The 17,232-nt window shown below is 45.6% G+C and carries 16 protein-coding genes and 1 tRNA gene; 7 read left to right on the top strand and 10 right to left on the bottom strand.

Annotated features, from left to right (window positions below; translation table 11 throughout):
- Positions 1–148: 148 nt before the first annotated feature.
- The 5 genes from trxC to FH974_RS23555 form a co-directional block, all read right to left on the bottom strand.
- A complete protein-coding gene (gene trxC / locus FH974_RS23575) occupies positions 149–583 on the bottom strand; it encodes a thioredoxin TrxC (RefSeq protein WP_047886222.1) in 435 nt (144 codons plus the stop codon).
- A 158-nt stretch (positions 584–741) separates the two neighbouring features.
- Positions 742–939, bottom strand: a complete 198-nt coding sequence (locus tag FH974_RS23570) for a hypothetical protein (protein WP_047886221.1) — start codon at positions 937–939, stop codon at positions 742–744.
- A 319-nt stretch (positions 940–1,258) separates the two neighbouring features.
- Positions 1,259–2,905 carry a diacylglycerol kinase family protein gene (locus tag FH974_RS23565; RefSeq protein WP_207103830.1) on the bottom strand — a complete coding sequence of 549 codons (1,647 nt, stop codon included), beginning with the start codon at positions 2,903–2,905 and terminating at the stop codon, positions 1,259–1,261.
- A gap of 243 nt (positions 2,906–3,148) precedes the next feature.
- On the bottom strand, positions 3,149–3,481 hold the full coding sequence (locus FH974_RS23560; RefSeq protein ID WP_207103829.1) for a hypothetical protein: 333 nt from the start codon (positions 3,479–3,481) through the stop codon (positions 3,149–3,151).
- A gap of 291 nt (positions 3,482–3,772) precedes the next feature.
- The gene (locus FH974_RS23555; RefSeq protein WP_047886218.1) at positions 3,773–4,495 is read right to left on the bottom strand and encodes a YebC/PmpR family DNA-binding transcriptional regulator; all 723 of its coding nucleotides are present in this window, start codon (positions 4,493–4,495) and stop codon (positions 3,773–3,775) included.
- A gap of 39 nt (positions 4,496–4,534) precedes the next feature.
- On the opposite strand from FH974_RS23555, the gene FH974_RS23550 reads away from it, so the two are divergent.
- Positions 4,535–4,672: a hypothetical protein gene (locus FH974_RS23550; RefSeq protein ID WP_157038326.1), complete on the top strand. Its 138-nt coding sequence runs from the start codon at positions 4,535–4,537 to the stop codon at positions 4,670–4,672.
- 266 nt (positions 4,673–4,938) lie between these two features.
- On the opposite strand, the gene FH974_RS23545 is transcribed toward FH974_RS23550, so the two are convergent.
- On the bottom strand, positions 4,939–7,383 hold the full coding sequence (locus FH974_RS23545) for a M9 family metallopeptidase (protein ID WP_242551920.1): 2,445 nt from the start codon (positions 7,381–7,383) through the stop codon (positions 4,939–4,941).
- Between the two features lie 308 nt (positions 7,384–7,691).
- Between FH974_RS23545 and FH974_RS23540 the strand changes: the two genes are divergently transcribed.
- A tRNA-Ser gene (locus FH974_RS23540) sits at positions 7,692–7,782 on the top strand.
- A 771-nt stretch (positions 7,783–8,553) separates the two neighbouring features.
- Complete coding sequence (locus FH974_RS23535; RefSeq protein ID WP_207103828.1) at positions 8,554–9,819, top strand: RidA family protein; 1,266 nt, start codon at positions 8,554–8,556, stop codon at positions 9,817–9,819.
- Positions 9,820–10,189: 370 nt separating this feature from the next.
- Here the strand turns inward: FH974_RS23535 and FH974_RS23530 are convergent, their stop codons facing one another.
- The 4 genes from FH974_RS23530 to FH974_RS23515 all read right to left on the bottom strand — a co-directional run bounded on the left by FH974_RS23530 (position 10,190) and on the right by FH974_RS23515 (position 12,789).
- Entirely contained in the window at positions 10,190–10,321 is a 132-nt protein-coding gene (locus FH974_RS23530) for a PA3496 family putative envelope integrity protein (protein ID WP_107193891.1), read from the bottom strand.
- A 394-nt stretch (positions 10,322–10,715) separates the two neighbouring features.
- Positions 10,716–10,928 carry a transcription antiterminator/RNA stability regulator CspE gene (gene cspE / locus FH974_RS23525; RefSeq protein WP_047886215.1) on the bottom strand — a complete coding sequence of 71 codons (213 nt, stop codon included), beginning with the start codon at positions 10,926–10,928 and terminating at the stop codon, positions 10,716–10,718.
- A gap of 366 nt (positions 10,929–11,294) precedes the next feature.
- Positions 11,295–11,531, bottom strand: a complete 237-nt coding sequence (locus tag FH974_RS23520) for an RNA recognition motif domain-containing protein (RefSeq protein ID WP_047886214.1) — start codon at positions 11,529–11,531, stop codon at positions 11,295–11,297.
- 175 nt (positions 11,532–11,706) lie between these two features.
- The gene (locus tag FH974_RS23515) at positions 11,707–12,789 is read right to left on the bottom strand and encodes a YkvI family membrane protein (protein ID WP_207103827.1); all 1,083 of its coding nucleotides are present in this window, start codon (positions 12,787–12,789) and stop codon (positions 11,707–11,709) included.
- Positions 12,790–13,695: 906 nt separating this feature from the next.
- Between FH974_RS23515 and FH974_RS23510 the strand changes: the two genes are divergently transcribed.
- The 4 genes from FH974_RS23510 (at position 13,696) to tnaA (ending at position 17,156) form a co-directional block, all read left to right on the top strand.
- The gene (locus FH974_RS23510) at positions 13,696–14,163 is read left to right on the top strand and encodes a YpsA SLOG family protein (protein WP_207103826.1); all 468 of its coding nucleotides are present in this window, start codon (positions 13,696–13,698) and stop codon (positions 14,161–14,163) included.
- Between the two features lie 167 nt (positions 14,164–14,330).
- Positions 14,331–14,834, top strand: a complete 504-nt coding sequence (locus FH974_RS23505) for a YgjV family protein (RefSeq protein WP_207103825.1) — start codon at positions 14,331–14,333, stop codon at positions 14,832–14,834.
- Positions 14,835–15,270: 436 nt separating this feature from the next.
- Positions 15,271–15,345: a tryptophanase leader peptide gene (gene tnaC, locus FH974_RS26490; protein ID WP_084712641.1), complete on the top strand. Its 75-nt coding sequence runs from the start codon at positions 15,271–15,273 to the stop codon at positions 15,343–15,345.
- 344 nt (positions 15,346–15,689) lie between these two features.
- Complete coding sequence (tnaA, locus tag FH974_RS23495) at positions 15,690–17,156, top strand: tryptophanase (protein WP_207103824.1); 1,467 nt, start codon at positions 15,690–15,692, stop codon at positions 17,154–17,156.
- Positions 17,157–17,232 lie beyond the last annotated feature (76 nt).

Raw genomic sequence — 17,232 nt, 5'->3', positions numbered from 1 at the left:
GGCAACCAGTGGCATAGAGAGCAGATAACAAAAAGGTGCCATCAGGCACCTTTTCAGTGAGTGTAAAGCGCTTTAAACGGAAAGCTCTTTAGATCTGCCGCTCTCTTGATGTACAGCACGGTAAATATATGGCGGCTTGTCCGGTTGGTTACTTGGTCAGCGCCTGGTTTAGCCACTGATCAAACTGGCCTTTAGGTAAGGCACCATTGATGGTGTCTGCTAATTGGCCGTTTTTGAAAACCATAATAGTCGGAATACTACGAATACGGTATTGCGCTGCCAGCGCCTGCTGGGATTCCGTATCGATTTTCACAAAGCGCACATCGCCATTCCGCTCTTTTGCCACATCTTCAAAGATTGGCGCGAAGCCGACACACGGGTTACACCATGGTGCCCAGAAATCTACGACTACCGGCTTGTCGCTTTGCAGTAAAGTCAGAAAGTTCTCGGTAGTGCCTTCGACCGGTTTGCCGTCAAGCAGGCGTTCTTTGCAAGAGCCGCAGTTGGCCACGTCATTGACACGTTCAGTTGGGATACGATTCATTGCGTTGCAATGAGGACAACGGGTAGTCATTGTAGTCATTAGTTGCGTTCCATTCGGTGTTTATGCGCCCTAATGTAACGACTACCCAGGTATTAGAAAAGCTGAAATAACAGATTAGTGTGATAGAAAATCTCTATCGTTGTTATGACCGGTCAGGCTGTTTCTGTATTCGGGTGTATATGGCACGTAGTTTCAGGTTAATGGATAAGTCCGAGTTCCTTTGCCTCTTCAATGGTCAGGCCGCTTGCTCGAATATCACGTAGCAGTTCAATTCGGCGACGTGCTTCAGCCTGCTGGCGCTTGGTCTGAGAGATATGGGAAGCCGTTTCATCTTTGAAATCCCATTTTGATGCCACGTCAGACATTTCGCTGTGGTCGATAGAATTGATAGACACAATAACCTCCTAAAGAAACGTTGCGTCAGGATCGAGTTATCTTTATCAAAGGTTTTTCACAGCGTTAAGCCGATAAAATCGACTTTGTGATACATCCCAAAAATGTGCAAAAACAATGAAAACTTGCTTTTCGTTTAGAGAGAACAGGAGTAGTGTTGATGGTTCCCGCCCTCGAATATTTCTCCGCTTGAGATCAAAATTTTCCTGCTATTGCCCGGTGTCGTATTTGGCCTGAAAGCGCATAATATTCCGTGGGTATTCACGGTGTTGATTGCTTTTTGTGCGATCCACCTCTTATTTCCTGACCTTTTGTTTTTTCTTACAGATGCAGCTCGTCACCAGGTTCTGGTTTGGGTGACAGAATTTGCAGGGCGTCAGGACGTACCGCAATCTGCAGGACGTCATCCTGAAACAGTTCGCCGTCAATAACGTAGTTCAGCCCTTCGGGATGATGAATCGTCAGGGAAGTGACCTGGCGGTGTTGGGTCAGCCCACCAAGCTTTTCTGATGTAAGACCGGCAAGCACTAACTCGGTGATCGACAGGACATGGGTGCTCAGGTTATCAGAGGTGGGAATCCAGGTGACGTCAAGCTTTCCATCGTTGATATCCGGTGCTCCGGAACCCTGAGCCAGAACCGTACTGAAAGGGGCGGCATTGGCGATGACCATGCTGCTGGTTTCCAGTACTTGTTCATCTTCGTCATCAAAACGCACCGTCAGGGTCAAAGGCGTTCCTTGAGTTACCGCATTCACGAACCCTTTGAGATAAGCAACTTGTCCTTGCTCATTTTTGGCATCGCGGTTGGCAAATTCGATCATCTGCTGCTCAAAGCCGACGGCGACAATCAACAGCGCAATGCGATCATTACAGGTGGCGACATCCACATGATGGGCCTCGCCGCGAACAATGGCATCGCAGGCCAGGGAGACCGGAGTCAGTTTAGCCCGTATCCCCCATAGTGCATGACACAGGGCATTGGCTGTGCCCAGCGGTAAAATCCCAAATCGTACCTGATTGCCAACTAACACGGCGGCCACTTCGTTCACGGTTCCGTCGCCACCGCCGGCAATAACAATCTCAGGGTTGGCATTGAGCGCTTCTTTTGCCAGCTCAGTAGCGCTCAGGGTCTCCGTGGTTTCACGGACGGTCAGTACAAAGTGTGGGGCCAGAGTGGCAAGAATCTCACCCCGGTATTGCGGCCATTTGCCCCCACCGGAAACCGGGTTGGCGATCAGCCAGGCACTTGGTTTGCTCAGACCGAATTCTTTCTGGTTGGCTGCTGCTTCCAGCGCGTGACGCTGATTGTGGTTCAGGCGGGCATACCGTCGGACTGACTGAATATGGTTTATGATGTCGTCCAGGCTGCTGCCGGGGGTACGGGCAAGAAGATAAGCGGCCATGACCATCACTGACCGGCCACGCCCCAGAGCGCAGTGGACGACAACACGTCGTTGCTGTCGGCGTTGCGAATCTATCCAGCGGATGGCTTGCAGCAGAGAGGCAAAATCAGGATAGGCATGATCAAGTACAGGGACGTTAAGGTATTTGATACCTTCATCCATCGCTGACCAGTTGAGGCTTTCAAACTCTGCCGTGACGTCCAGTACGGCACCAATATTGGCTTCGCGTAACGCGGCCATATCGATAGGAGTCAGTCTGGCGGCCACGTACAGGCCAGGTTCGATTTCTTGCAGGGTTGGGGAGGAAGAGCGGGTACGGATCAAGCGATTATACAGATACACCCCAAGCATAAAGGGCCAGAAAAGTACCCTGACTGGCCAGGGGATCCGGCCATCGCTGCGTTTGTGGAATATCATGCCATTGTTTTTGATATAGGCGATTGCCACCAGTCCCAGCGACAGCGCCACCCATATCAGAATCAGGCTTATCCACCACCAGGGACAGACCATCGCCAGAAATAATGCAACGATACAGCCTGTCATGTAGTACATCGCAATAGGCATCTGAAACTCCTCTGGCAATACCATGCAAGGGTCGCAGCGAGCGAAGACAACAGATATTACGAAAAGCCGGCCGCTTGGTTTACCGTTTCACTCTTTCACCCTTGGGTTCATCAGGGGGCTATCCATAGTGTTAACCACGGTACTGTTAGCAACTGTACTGTGAACCCGAAAAGGCAGGTAACAGAAAGGCTCCCTGGCGCAGGTGGCCAGGGAGCCTGACATGAATTAGAACAGATGAACGGGTTAGCAGTCTGGGTCTTCTGCGTTCATGCTCTCTTTCATCTCTTCACATTTATCTTCGATGGCGTTGCCGGTATCGGTCACTGCTTCATCGACTTTGTCGCCGACATCTTCAGCCGCATCTTCGATGACATTCCCCGCGTCAGTCATGGTTTCATCGACTTTATTGCTGACATCTTCAGCGGTATCTTCGATAGCATTCCCCGCGTCAGTCATGGTTTCGTCGACTTTTTTACCCATTTCTTCGGCGCTTTTTTGTTCGCCGCAAGCGACAATACCTGCACTTAAGATCAGTACCAATAGCGTAGCGAGGGTTTTACGGTTGGTAGGCTGCATGGTGTTTCCTCCGGCTTGGCTGCTTTTTGTTGTTGGCTATTTCATTATTGCTTTTTCTTTTTGTAGCTTCCTCTAGGCATAGCACCTATCGTGGAAGACACAAATTAAAATTATCCCCATTTAAGTCAGATTCAGGTCATAGAGAAGCCAAATATATGTAAATTTCAATCTGTTAGAACTACGAGGAAGCGAGGGGGGATTAAATCAGAGGCAAAGTGAGGTGCCGGGAAACAGGCATAAAAAATCCCCCTTGCGGGGGATCTCAGCGAATATGGTCAGTGTAACAACTGATTATTCTTCGATTTCGGCGTTGTGGTAAACGTTTTGTACGTCGTCACAATCGTTCAGCGCATCCAGGAATTTTTCAAACGCTGCAACATCATCACCAGACAGTGGTGTCATGGTCTGAGGAACAAAAGAGATTTCTTCCACATCCAGCGTAATATCCGGCATGCTTGCTGCCAGTGCATTCTTCACTTTGAAGAATTCAGTGTGAGGAGCAAAAACAGTGATCACACCGTCTTCACACTCAATGTCAGACACGTCAATGTCTTCCATCATCAGGTTTTCCAGCACAACTTCTTCGTCGTCGCCTTTAAACTGGAATACGCACTGGTGTTCAAACATGTGGCCTACAGCGCCTGGGGCACCGATCTTCGCGTTGTTTTTCACGAATGCCTGACGAACGTCCATGTAAGTACGGTTGTTGTTGTCTGTCAGACAGTCAACGATAACCATGCAGTTACCTGGGCCAAAGCCTTCATAACGAGCAGTTGCGAAGTCTTCACCGCCGCCACCTTTAGCTTTGTCTATAGCTTTATCGATAACGTGACCAGGTACCTGATCTTTTTTCGCTTTTTCGATCAGACGACGTAGAGAAAGGTTGCTGTCTGGGTCAATACCGCCGTTTTTCGCAAGGACGTAAATTTCTTTACCGTACTTTGAATAAACTTTGATTTTTGCGCCCTGTGTTTTCGCCATCGAGGCTTTACGGACTTCGAAACTGCGTCCCATAGGAATCACTCTCTTCTAGAATATTGGGATTTCTGTTGGATGGCGGATTTTACCAGTAAGAAAGGCGAATTGGCTAGAAATAATCATCGCGGAATGCGGCTATTTTCAACGAAACCAGGCGGTTTTGAAGGAATGACTGACAGCCCAAAATTCGATTTTTTTGTGCTGGATATCTGAAATGAAAAATACGCCGGAATGCGTAGTTTGATTTTGGTTGTTTCTTCATCATTTGATGCTGTTTTTTCCATCAGATTACGCGGCAGTGTTATGACTGGCTCTTGAGCTTTGCCTGCTCACTGATGAGGATAAAAGGGCTGACTGGCAGCCCTTTGTTTTTGTGGCTTGACGCGAATTACCTTCAGCGAGGGTGAACAATGCCTGTGAGCAGGAAGGCATCTGGCTCAATACTGTGGTTGTGCGCCAAGTCCAGGTGAACAACAGACTTACTCCACTGCGACGTATACTTCGACTTCGGCAGTGTGGCCCTGATTTGTCATCAGCAGATGGATATACCCAGCCTTGTCTGCGGTCAGTTCAAGATACTCCTGACTGCCGGAGTAAGCCGATGCCCGATCATGGGTCTCGGTGGTCGGCCAGTGAGCCTGAGCGGCGTATAGATTAACATCACTTAGTGAAGACGATTCGGTGGCATTGACTGGTGTCACCCAGACGCGGACGGTTTGGCCTGCCTCTGAAACAGGAACGGCCAGGTAACGCTGGGCGTGAACCTTGAATGTTTGCGGCTGATCGGCTTGCAATACCACTGGGGTCAGATCGTCTTCACCCTGCGGTAGTTGCTGGTTACCTTGATCGGCCGGATCATTGATCTCTGCGGACGCAGTCAGGGTAACGGCATGGAATGCTTCCCTTCCAGTGACGCTCACGTAGTAGCGACCCGGTTTGATAAAGCCATTTTCTTCTGCCGTCAGAGATAGCAGTTCATTACTGCCATCAACAAAGGCGGTTTCATCGTAATCATAATAGTGGGCTACACGGTTGTAGCTGACGAACAGGTCGGCATCGCCATCACCGGAGATGGCCAGTTTCATACTGGTGGTGTGCTGTGGAACGTCAATAAAGAACAGGTGCTCGCTGTATCGTTCGCCTGCCAGGGTGATTGGCGTATTGAACGCTAGTGCTGACACGTCCTTGCCACCTGGCTGCTCTGGTTCTCCTGGGTTATCCGGGTTCGAGCCTGTATCTTCAACCGTGAGCAGCCATTGACGGAACTCTTCATTATATTGCTCACCCAGCGCTTTTGCGGTGTCTGCCCATTGGCGGAACTGTCCCTGACGGGAAAGAGCCAAGAGCGAGTTAACTTCACCCGGGTGGTTTTCCATAAAAAAGCGGACAGCCAGATAACCCCAGCGATAGATACGATTGACATCGTGATCGTAAGTGGTAGCCAGTACTTCTGTCAGGCTGTATTTCTGGGACCGACCCAGAGCAATGGCATCGCTGTAACCTTGCTTGTAGTGCATGTACTCCGCAAAACCTTCCAGCCACCAGACTGTATGGCCGTGGCGCAGGACATCACCGAAATCGCCGTGTAAGTTAAAGCGTCCATCCAGATAATGCACATATTCATGCTCCAGGTTAAGGATGCTGTAACCGTCAGCGTATTCGTTGCGGTAGGCAATAAAGCGGGCCTGATTGTCGGCCTCTGCCGGGTTTCCTTCCAGATACTGACCACCATTGTTGGTGGTGTTACCGAACAGGAAATTGGAGTAGCTGACGTAATCTGCATTGCTGTCGAATACCACGACCTCTACCGTGCTGTTCAAATCATCAGCCACCGGCTGATTGCCTGTCGCTGCCACCTGATGAAAATCCGCTTCTTTATCTGCCAGGATATGGCAAACCTCTGCTGCCTGCGCTTCTGTCATCGCCTGAGCGCGAATGATCGCCGGGCCGTCGCAGGCAAAACGCAGCGGCATCATGCTTGCTTCCAGATCGCGCTTAGCATTAGTCAGACCCAGCTCGGCGGCTTTTTCCGGGGCAAAGTAGTTAATCATTTCCGCGATGCCGACCCACATTTTGTCGCTCTTTCCGCCCAGTGGGTAGCGGTGTAGTAAGTCTTCCAGAATAGTCAGAACTTGCTGACGGGTATCAGCATGAGGTGTAACCAGCAAGCGTCCCATTTCACGGGCGGCATTGGTCACAATAAAATCAGCACGAGTCTCCAGCGCCCAATCATTGGTCAGGATAAACTGATGCAACTGAGCCAGGTATTTCGGGTGCGCGGCCAGATCATCGTAAAACGTGGTGATGCTAATGTGCCCGCTCATTGCCCGGAACAGGTTGTTCAGAGCCTCGACAAACTGCAGATTATCTGCAGTTTGACGGGTAAAGTGGTCGAGTAAAGGTAACTGATTGGCCATGGTTAATGGTAACTGACGGATATTATCCACCATGGTTGTCATGCTTTTCAGCGCGCCGATTTGTTGCTCACCGGTCAGAGCGGCGTACGGGGAAAGCAGAAACGTATTGATGGTATGAGCCAGAGACAGGTCCAGAGCCTCAGAATAGTCGCCATATTGGCGCTGATGCTGGTAACGCACATAGTAGGCGGCACGAATGAACTCCCCCAGGTTTTCGATCGCCAGTGCCTGAACATCTTCGCCTCGGTAGCCTTGGACATGGCGATGAAGTTGCTGTTGCGCTTGCTGAATGGTGGCTTCACTGAACAAGCTGTTCAGAGTATCTGGCGGGGCTGAAAACCAGTCGTTACGACATTCGTTGTCTGCCCGCTCAATAACTGCAAACGGTTGTTCGGCCGTATTGATTTTGTTTATCTGGCAGGTCGGTGCGGCGAGAACCGGCTGGGCCAATAATCCTGAAGCGATCAACACAGCCAATGTTGAATGTCTGAATAAATTCTTTTTCATGTTTATAACGTTATGATTTTTAAATAATTTGAAGCGGGGTGTTATACCAGTAGAAAGTTAAAATGCACTCTGGTGAATATGAAACTAAGAGATTGATTCCGAAATAAACAGAATTCGTTAGCAGCAGTAAATTGTGATGAAAAAGCGTCGCATAGATTATCTTAACGCATTGAAAAATAGACTGTTCTATGCGTATGCAATGTGATGGGGGAAGAGGCTGATTGATATAAAATCAGGCGCTTGGAAGGCATGGGAAAGATAAAGGCTTTACAGCTATTCCAGGAGAGATTAGTATACGCCGCACTTACGGAGAGATGGCTGAGTGGTTGAAAGCACCGGTCTTGAAAACCGGCATACGTTAATAGCGTATCTAGGGTTCAAATCCCTATCTCTCCGCCACATTCTAAAAAAGCCGCTGTTTACAGCGGCTTTTTTGCATCTGCCGTTTTAAAGTCATCACGATGTTCAACCGTGATGGCGTGCTCATTCTTGCCGCTATCAGTTATTCCTAGACGATCTCTCTATTGAGAATAACCAATCTATTTATTTTTATTATCGTAAACATTCCTATCTCTTCAGATTTTAAATGTTATTCATACCGGAATATGTCATGGCTAATATTTTGGGAATCGTGGGGACAGTCTGCAATACAGTCATCTATAGTGTAACGGAAAAGTTATAAGGTTGGTGTTAAAAGATAACGTCTGGTTAAAGGTATAAGCATATAATTTCATTTATAAATTACTGCATTCTTTGTTTTAAAAAATCAGGGAAAATGTTCGGGGATTTTATGCAGTTTAAACGAAGGAAAAGACACATTGATAAAGGGGATCAATAAATTTTCAGTGTCGTAGTGTGAACAAATTATCAGAATTTGGCAAAATTGGTCTGATAGCGTAATTGGCTTACTGAGATAATATTCACCTTTGACGAATCATTCGAAAAAAAATGTTTTTTATAGCCAGATTATTTCAGTTTTTGCGGATAATTAGTCGTAAAGTGATTATTTATCCTGATTAAGTGAGCATTGTCGAGAGAAAATACTTTGATGTCTATCACATTTGCCTGAAATTAATTCACTTACTATTGCCTCGCTTTAAACATTTAATCAGATAAATCTAATAAAGATAGATACGAATCTCTGAACCAATAATAAGGATAAATTTCGATATGACTGGCGGTATCATTAAACTATCAAGAAATACTGACAATGCGCCAAAAAGCGCTGTATCTACACAAACAGTTGCTTTTTCTCATTATAATAATATTTCTGCGCAGCTACCGGTTGATCCAAAAACGGGTAACATCGTTGTCGGCAGCGTAAAAGAGCAGGCGAAGCAGTGCCTGGAAAATATTAAAGCTATCGTGGAAAGCATCGATCATGTGATGGACGATGTTGTTAAGATCAATGTCTTCCTGAAAAATATCTCAGATATTGATGCAGTCGATGAAGTGTACGCCACCTTCTTCCAGAATTATTTTCCAACCCGTACCACTGTCGCTGTTGCCGCTTTGCCAATGGGCGATGCATTAGTGCAAATGGATGCACTTATTTCTAACGGTGAAGGGACTGCCCCGCAAGAGCCATGTGACCTTATCAAACTTGCCAGAAACTCAGATGATGCACCAAAAAGTGCAGTTTCAACACATACCGTTGCTTTCTCTCATTACAACAATATCTCAGCTCAGTTGCCTGTCGATCCGAAAACCGGTGAGATTGTTGCTGGTGGTGTGAAAGAACAAGCCGCTCAATGCCTGAGAAATATCAAGGCTATTTTAGAAAGTATCGATGTTCCTTTTGACGACATTGTGAAAGCAACTATTTTCCTGAAAAACCTTGCTGATATCGATGCCGTTAACGAAGTGTACACAACGTTCTTCCCAGATTCGGCGATCGCGAGAACAGTGGCTTATGTTCCTGCCCGTACCATCGTCTCGGCTGCCGCACTGCCAATGGATGCTCTGGTCCAGATTGATGTTGTTGTGTCACATGGTGATGGCACACCACCACAAGAGGTGGAAGACCGACATGGTATCGTTATCAAAGCAAACAATACTGAAAATGCGCCACTAAGCGCACTATATACTCAGACGGTTGCGTTCTCTCATTACAACCATATTGCTGCTCAATTACCGCTTGATCCTAAAACGGGTGAATTTGTTGCTGGTGGTGCTAAAGAGCAGGCAGAACAGTGCCTGAACAACATCAAAGCCATCGTGGAAAGTATTGACCACGTTATGGACGATATTGTTAAAGTTAACATTCAGCTGAAGAATATCGCTGATCTTGAGGCGGTAAATGAAATCTACGCGACGTTCTTTGAGGGCGAACTGCCAGCAAGAACAACTGTTGGTGTCGCTGAAATTGCGATGGATGCGTTGGTACAAATTGATGCCGTGGTTTCTAACGGTGAAGGTACCCCACCTCAGGCATAACGGGGACTTGATCGCTGCTGAGAGAATCTCAGTAGCTGACCTCTGAACTGAGCCTCAATAATTGGGCAGGGTTTTACTTTTGACGGTGCTTGTCATCGTCAAAAGTAAAACCCTGTTTTTTTTATGACTATTTATCATTAGTCAGTCCGATTTCAAAAAACACCTTAAAAGAGAGAAGCCGTATGCTTGCTGTCTTCAAATTGAATTTAAAATATTGATACCAGATAGATAAGGGACTTTTAAAAGCGACATATTATTGAAAATAAAACCAGTGATATTTTATTAATATATTGAAACGTAATAAGTTTTACTTTCTTGGTGGTTTCAGTCTGTTGAATAAAAAACTGATGATATTTAACAGATTTGAATTTTAAAATTCAAATTGTTTATCAAATTTACGTTGCTCCAGGATATCTTCAATACGCCTGCGTGTTTGACGTTGTGATTGTGAATTGTCGGGCGCTTTTTCTGGTTTATCATTTGCTTTGGTTTTTTTAGCCATTTGGATTTTCCAACATTAACAGGGGTGATTGAGTGTGATTAGGAAACGGTAAAAATTCCTACTTTTAAGCCTTTCTCAGACAGAATCGAACCGGATTGCGTTTGTTCGCAGTATTCAAAGTTGAGAAGATAAGCGCTGATAGCAATGAATGGGTGGATATGTCTTTGAAGTATATCACTATTGAGCTGATTTAATTCAGCGGACCAAGATTTGTTGTCGGCGAGTAGATGAAAGTTTACTTTAATGATTTATTTCCTGATTAAAAAGTGTTTTATTGGTACGTGTTAGCTGGTACCAGTGCCGTTGTCGACCTGTACGTCTGGACATGTTTTCCTTTTTTAGTTAATGGTTTAGCCTAAACAATAAGCTAAACCATTTTTAATTAGTTGGTTGCTTACAGAGCAACAACTTGAACGGCTTGCAGACCTTTTTGGCCTTGCTCAACCTGGTAGCTTACCTTCTGGCCTTCCTGCAGAGAGCGGAAACCTTCAGAAACAATTGCTTTAAAGTGTACAAATACGTCTTTGCCGCCATTGTCTTGAGTAATGAAACCAAAACCTTTAGTTTCATCGAACCATTTTACTGAACCAGTCAATTTATCAGACATAGATACCTCTGAGTTTTTATAATTAAATTAGTATGCGGCTGATAGCATAAGCTATTGAATGATCTATGAAGAGAAAGTTGACGCAGGTCTATACGAAGGGTATCGAAAGTTATCTGAGAAGAAACTTGCACTAAATGTGACATTAACAACTCTTTATCTAAGAGCCAAAGCACACTATACAGGTAGATTTTAAAATAGCTAGTTATATTTTCTTTTTTATCATATAGAGATTTTTAATAAAAAAAGATACTTTTGCTGTTCGTTAAGCGTACAGGGCAAAACAGACTAGAGTCTACGTTTCTAGTCTGATGGTTTTCATAGGTGTTGCTTTTGGCGCTGATTTTCTGCACCAAACGGCCTTGTTTATTAATTCGCTACTTTTACCCGAATTGTGCTTTTGGCAAAACTGGTAAGGTTTAGTTTGGCAATAGCGGCTTTAGCTTCATCTTGGTTGGGCATTTCAAGGAAAGCGAATCCTTTTGACTTGCCTGTAACTTGGTCTAGCACCAGATTACATGAAGTAACTTTCCCATGTTCTGAAAATAAAACACGAATTTCTTGCTCTGTGGTGGAACGTGATAGGTTGCGAACTAAAAGTTTCATGATGTTAATGTCTACTAAGGAATGACGATGTCATTTTCGCAGTTAATTTTGTGGGCGTCCAAGCATTATTGCACCTTAGGGCAAAGATTAATCGAAGATGAATGAGGTAAAACCGCTGCATATGCAGCGGTTTTTGTAGGGGGAAGTGAGTTGTTGCAGCGAAAGTGCGCTGAGATTAGTCAGTAATAAACGCCGGACGCTGCAGTTTGGCTTCGTCTTTTCGTAGTTTAAATGGCGCGTAAATCAGGGCGCCGACCAAGAAGAGCCCCAGGTAACCAATCAGTGGGTAGAAGATGGCAACCAACTGGGTAAAGCCTGCGAAGCTGGCAACAAAGCCGACAGCCAGCGTGGCAAAAATAAACTGGTTGGCCTTCTTGGTTTTCATGGATACAAACCGGGCAGCGAAGGCGTAGAACATGCTGACAGCGGTATTAAAGATCATGCCAAACAGGATGAATGTCATGAAAGTAGACAGTGCTGGGGAAATCATATCGATGATTTTCAGTAGTGGCATTGGGTAGTCAGCGATCAGATCAATTTTCGAGAATAGAGCCAGATGGCTCAGGACAATCAGTACACCTACACCGGCCCCACCAACCAGACCACCGAGTTTAGCAATTTTTTCATTCTTTTCTGCACCGCCCATGACCAGTGCCATTGCAGCACCTACGGCCAGGTTGAACGAAACATAGTTAATGGCTGAAACAAACCAGTGTGGCAGGGTGGACTGAACACTCTCTGCAACTGGTGCCAACTCATCAAAGGATTTGTCCATGGTGAGTACGCTGTAAACACAGATGACAATCAGTGCCAGAATCAGGAATGGGGTGATACTGCCAATAATCGCAACGACGCGGTTGACATTCATCATCGCCGTCAAAGCGACCAGTACGGTCAGTGCGACGCTACCGGTAAAAGCGGGTAAACCAAATTGTTGGTTAAGAAGTGAGCCGGCACCTGCAATCATTACCACACCCACACCAAACAAAGTGAAGATGATAACGTAGTCGACAATGATACCCACCACGCGGCCGCTGATTTGATAAATCACTTTCTTATGCGACATTGTTTGAGTACGGGATCCCAGCATTGTCAGCATCATGCCAAGATAAGCAAAGAGTGCTGTCGCGACGACTGCTGCTGCCGTTCCCCAGTGACCGAAGCTGGTAAAGTACTGTAATACTTCCTGCCCTGAAGCAAATCCAGCTCCGACAATAATGCCGATAAATGCACTTGCGATTTTAAGTATGTTCCACATGACCTTCTTGTCTCCTCGTTGGTCGTTAATCAACCAATCTCAGTGTTTATTCTTATTTGTAGTTTCTAGGGTTTCAGAGTTGTTAAGGTTTTAAACAGAATTAAAACAACGGGGAAACAAGTATCATACTTGTTAGTAAAAAGGCAGCATATGGTGAGCTATCTGTGATCGATGGCTGATGGTTACCAAAGAGTTATAAAATCGCTTGAAAATGCATTTTTTTAAGTATATCAATATCGCCTTTTTTTACTTTGACTAAATTATCATTGTTATTTTTGTGGTTATTTTATATATAAGTTCATATAAATCAGTGATTTGGTTGTTTTATTTTAGTTTTTCTTGATTCTGTATTTAGTTTTTCTAAACACGAGATCTGTGATGTTATTCAATATTTATTCATTTTGCGGTGATGCTAATAAACCATGTTTAATCGCTGTCTATCAGGTGGGTAATGCGAGGCAAAGAGCCGGTTGCGTATCTGGTATTTAGATGTGATAAAAGCGTGGTTTTGTTTAACTACCTAATTGATTTACAGTTTTGTCCAGTAATCTGTACTTGTTAAAAAGAGAATATCTGGCTCTTAAAAGGATGGCTTTTTGTTGCGGACGGGCAGTCTGGTTGTGTTATTCGGATAAGATTTATCTAATTCGGTTGCATATTCTGGCCGACATATCCTCTTTAACGCTCTTCTTAATGAGGATGTGGTATTGGAGAAAGTTGGTGTGACACCAGGACTTTCAAAAATGAGGGGTGGGCGATGCGGGTTCCTGTTGTTCTGCTTTGAGGCTCTAACTGAGTTTGCATCTGATTCTGTATTGAGTGTGGACGACTGACCGCATCAGTGTTTGTGCTGAAGCACCGTATTGGGTAGCCGTGCAAGGGATGGTTTGCATTGCGAGGTAGTGAATGAAGAAAATAATAAGTGGTGGCCAGTCGGGGGCAGATATCGGAGCTTTGGATGCGGCCATCGGCAAACAGTTTCCGGTTGGCGGTTTTTGCCCCCAGGGGCGTGAGTCACAGATCAATTTGGATCCTACGGTCTATCCATTGATCGAAGTGGATGGGGGCTATCGGCAACGAACCAAAGCCAATATTCAACATTCTGATGCAACGGTGATTTTCTACGACTCGGATGTCCTCGGTGGCAGTGAGTTAACCTTGTATCTGTGTATAGAAAGCAAAACGCCATACAAGCTAATCGATACGTCGCTGGTCTCGGCCGCCACTGCGGCTAAGGTACTCCACTCCTTTACGCTTCGTCATCACGTGAAGGTGCTGAACGTTGCGGGGCCAAGCCAGTCTCGTTCTCCAGAGATGTACGCCTTTGTCAAAAACACGATCGAATGCCTGATCGACCACTATGTCGTGTGCTGAATAACAGGGCATAAAGGCAGTACTTGCCGTTTCGTGATCGGTGACACGCAAAATAATGCTGTCAGTGGTTTCATTTACCGTAAGTTATGAGATACGGTAGCGTCTTTGTGAGTGTCTATCCAACGTAACGCGGCATTTCCCGCGGGGAAACTGTCGCAGGAGGCTGTGTGTCGCTATTCCTTATTTCTCAGATTCTGGTGGCGGTTGCGATTGTCTTTGACCTGATGTCATTTCAGTTCAAGCAGAGAAAGCATATTGTTGCGTGCCTGTTCTGTGCCGGCGTTTTGATTTCCAGCCATTTTGTGTTACTTGAGCAATGGACAGCCGCTTGCCTGATGGGGATTGCAACGGTTCGCTATTTGGTCAGCATGTTCACTACCTCCTCCGGACTGAAATATTTATTCTGTCTGGCGTCAGTGCTTGCAACTGGCTTCACTTTTTCCGGAATCACCAGCGTGGTTAGCTGCCTGGGTTCGGTGTTTCAGACCGTGGCGGCTTTTAGTCAAGATGATAAACGCCTGCGAGAGTTGATGATTGTTGGCACCAGCTTTTGGTTACTACATAACTATTTAGTTGGCTCACCGACAGCTGTGGTGATGGAAGTCCTCTTTATCAGCAGTAACCTGCTAGGTTACTATCGGTATTATCTGCGCAAACCTGCTGTTGCTTAGTGCTGGGCGAAGTTGGTGCAGGTGTTTCAGTTCAGGTAGCCATGAGCCTGGCGGTTCCTCTTTTTGTATCTCTCTTGTTATACATCTATTTATCTCTATCTTCTTAACTGTGGCTCTTTGCCTATTGTTTTTGCTTGTGCTTGTGCCTAAAGACGTGTGGTTAATAGCCAGCAGTTGATCGCGCTGTGATAGGCACAGGGTGGTGATAACTCCATGCTTATAGTGAACATTATTTATTATCGGAAAGTCGTGAAACTAACCGATAGTGTTTTTGTCAGCGATAAATTTTATAAATATTCGTTTTGCCGATTTTTTGTTATCAATATCTCAATTTAATAACACTGGTAAAGACGTTTTAATAATTTTGTACATAATGGTTGATAAGAAAATTGGATTCTCTTTCATTTGAAATCGTTTATTTCAAATAGGTGTTGTTATGGATACATTAATGATACTGAGTGACTGGTTTACCCTCGACCATAAAATTGCCTTCTTCTTTCCTGCTAAATAAGCCTCTTTAGCGTACGGCCTGTACGCGATTGTTTGTTCTATATCTGTTGTAAAGTCAAAGTGCCTTTGGCTTTTGTGTAACTCATTGTTGTGTCTGTTTTTATAGGCTTCAGCATTGAGGCTGATGCGCCTGATGTTCATTTCTAATATGAATATATGCATCAGTATGTATTTTTTGAAAACTTTACATCCGATATTAAATAAACAGAAATCATACCAAATCATCTATTGGGTATTACGCTATCTATTTTCGTAATCACCCTAAGATTTTATTGAAAATTTTCTCAGTGCTGATTGTTTATTTTTCAGTACAGGGTCACTGTATATTTAAAATAGGAAAACATCATGGAAAACTTTAAACATCTTCCTGAACCATTTCGCATTCGTGTTGTTGAACCAGTAAAGCGTACTACACGTGAATATCGTGATCAGGCTATATTAAAAGCCGGTATGAACCCGTTCCTTCTGGACAGTGAAGATGTATTTATTGACCTGTTGACCGACAGTGGCACTGGCTCCGTCACTCAAAATATGCAAGCGGCGATGCTGCGTGGTGATGAGGCTTACAGTGGTAGCCGTAGCTATTATGCGCTGGCTAATGCTGTGCAGGAAATCTTCGGTTATGACCTGACCATTCCTACACACCAGGGACGAGGTGCTGAGCAGATTTATATCCCGGTCCTGATAAAAAAACGTGAGAAAGAAAAAGGGTTGGATCGCACCAAAATGGTTGCTCTGTCGAACTACTTCTTCGATACCACCCAAGGGCATACTCAGGTTAACTGCTGTGTTGCCAAAAACGTCTACATCAAAGAAGCTTTTGATACGGGTGTTAATGCAGATTTCAAAGGGAATTTTGATCTGGAGAAACTGGAAGCGGCCATTCTGGAAGCAGGCGCAGACAATGTTCCTTACATTGTCAGCACCATCACCTGTAACTCTGCAGGGGGGCAACCGGTGTCGATTGCCAACCTGAAAGGCGTGTACGAAATCGCTCGCAAATACGATATTCCAGTCATTATGGATTCTGCCCGTTTTGCTGAGAATGCGTATTTTATCCAGCAGCGTGAGCCGGGCTATCAGGATTGGAGCATCGAAGCGATCACCCTGGAAAGCTACAAGTATGCAGACGGTTTGGCGATGTCGGCGAAGAAGGATGCCATGGTGCCGATGGGCGGCCTGCTGTGTTTTAAAGATGAATCCATGCTGGATGTGTACAACGAATGCCGCACCCTTTGTGTTGTGCAGGAAGGCTTCCCGACATACGGCGGTTTGGAAGGCGGTGCGATGGAGCGCTTAGCTGTAGGGCTGCATGATGCGATGCGTCAGGACTGGCTGGAATATCGTATTGGTCAGGTGCAGTATCTGGTGGATGGCCTGGAAGCCATTGGTGTCGTATGCCAACAGGCAGGTGGCCATGCGGCATTTGTGGATGCCGGTAAGTTGCTGCCGCATATTCCGGCTGAGCAGTTCCCGGCTCATGCACTGGCGTGTGAACTGTATAAAGTTGCGGGGATTCGTGCGGTTGAAATCGGTTCAATGCTGCAAGGGCGTGATCCGGCGACCGGCAAGCAGTTACCGTGCCCGGCCGAACTGTTACGTTTGACCATTCCTCGTGCCACTTACACGCAAACGCACATGGATTTCATCATTGAAGCGTTTGAAAAGGTCAAAGCCAATGCCGCGAATGTGAAAGGGCTGGAATTTACATATGAACCGCCGGTACTGCGTCACTTTACCGCACGGCTGAAAGAAGTCGAGCCGGTGGGTGTCAGCCAGCAGGTTCCAGCCAGAGAGCTTGAAGAAGTTTAACTGGTCCATACAAGAGCGCGTATCCCGGTGGGATCGCGCTCTTTTTTATCTCTGTTTTTAATCTAATAACAATAAA

Origin of the sequence: Photobacterium ganghwense, assembly GCF_017329545.1 — a bacterium.
Classification (GTDB): domain Bacteria; phylum Pseudomonadota; class Gammaproteobacteria; order Enterobacterales; family Vibrionaceae; genus Photobacterium; species Photobacterium ganghwense.
This window is presented reverse-complemented; position numbering and strand designations above follow the sequence as displayed.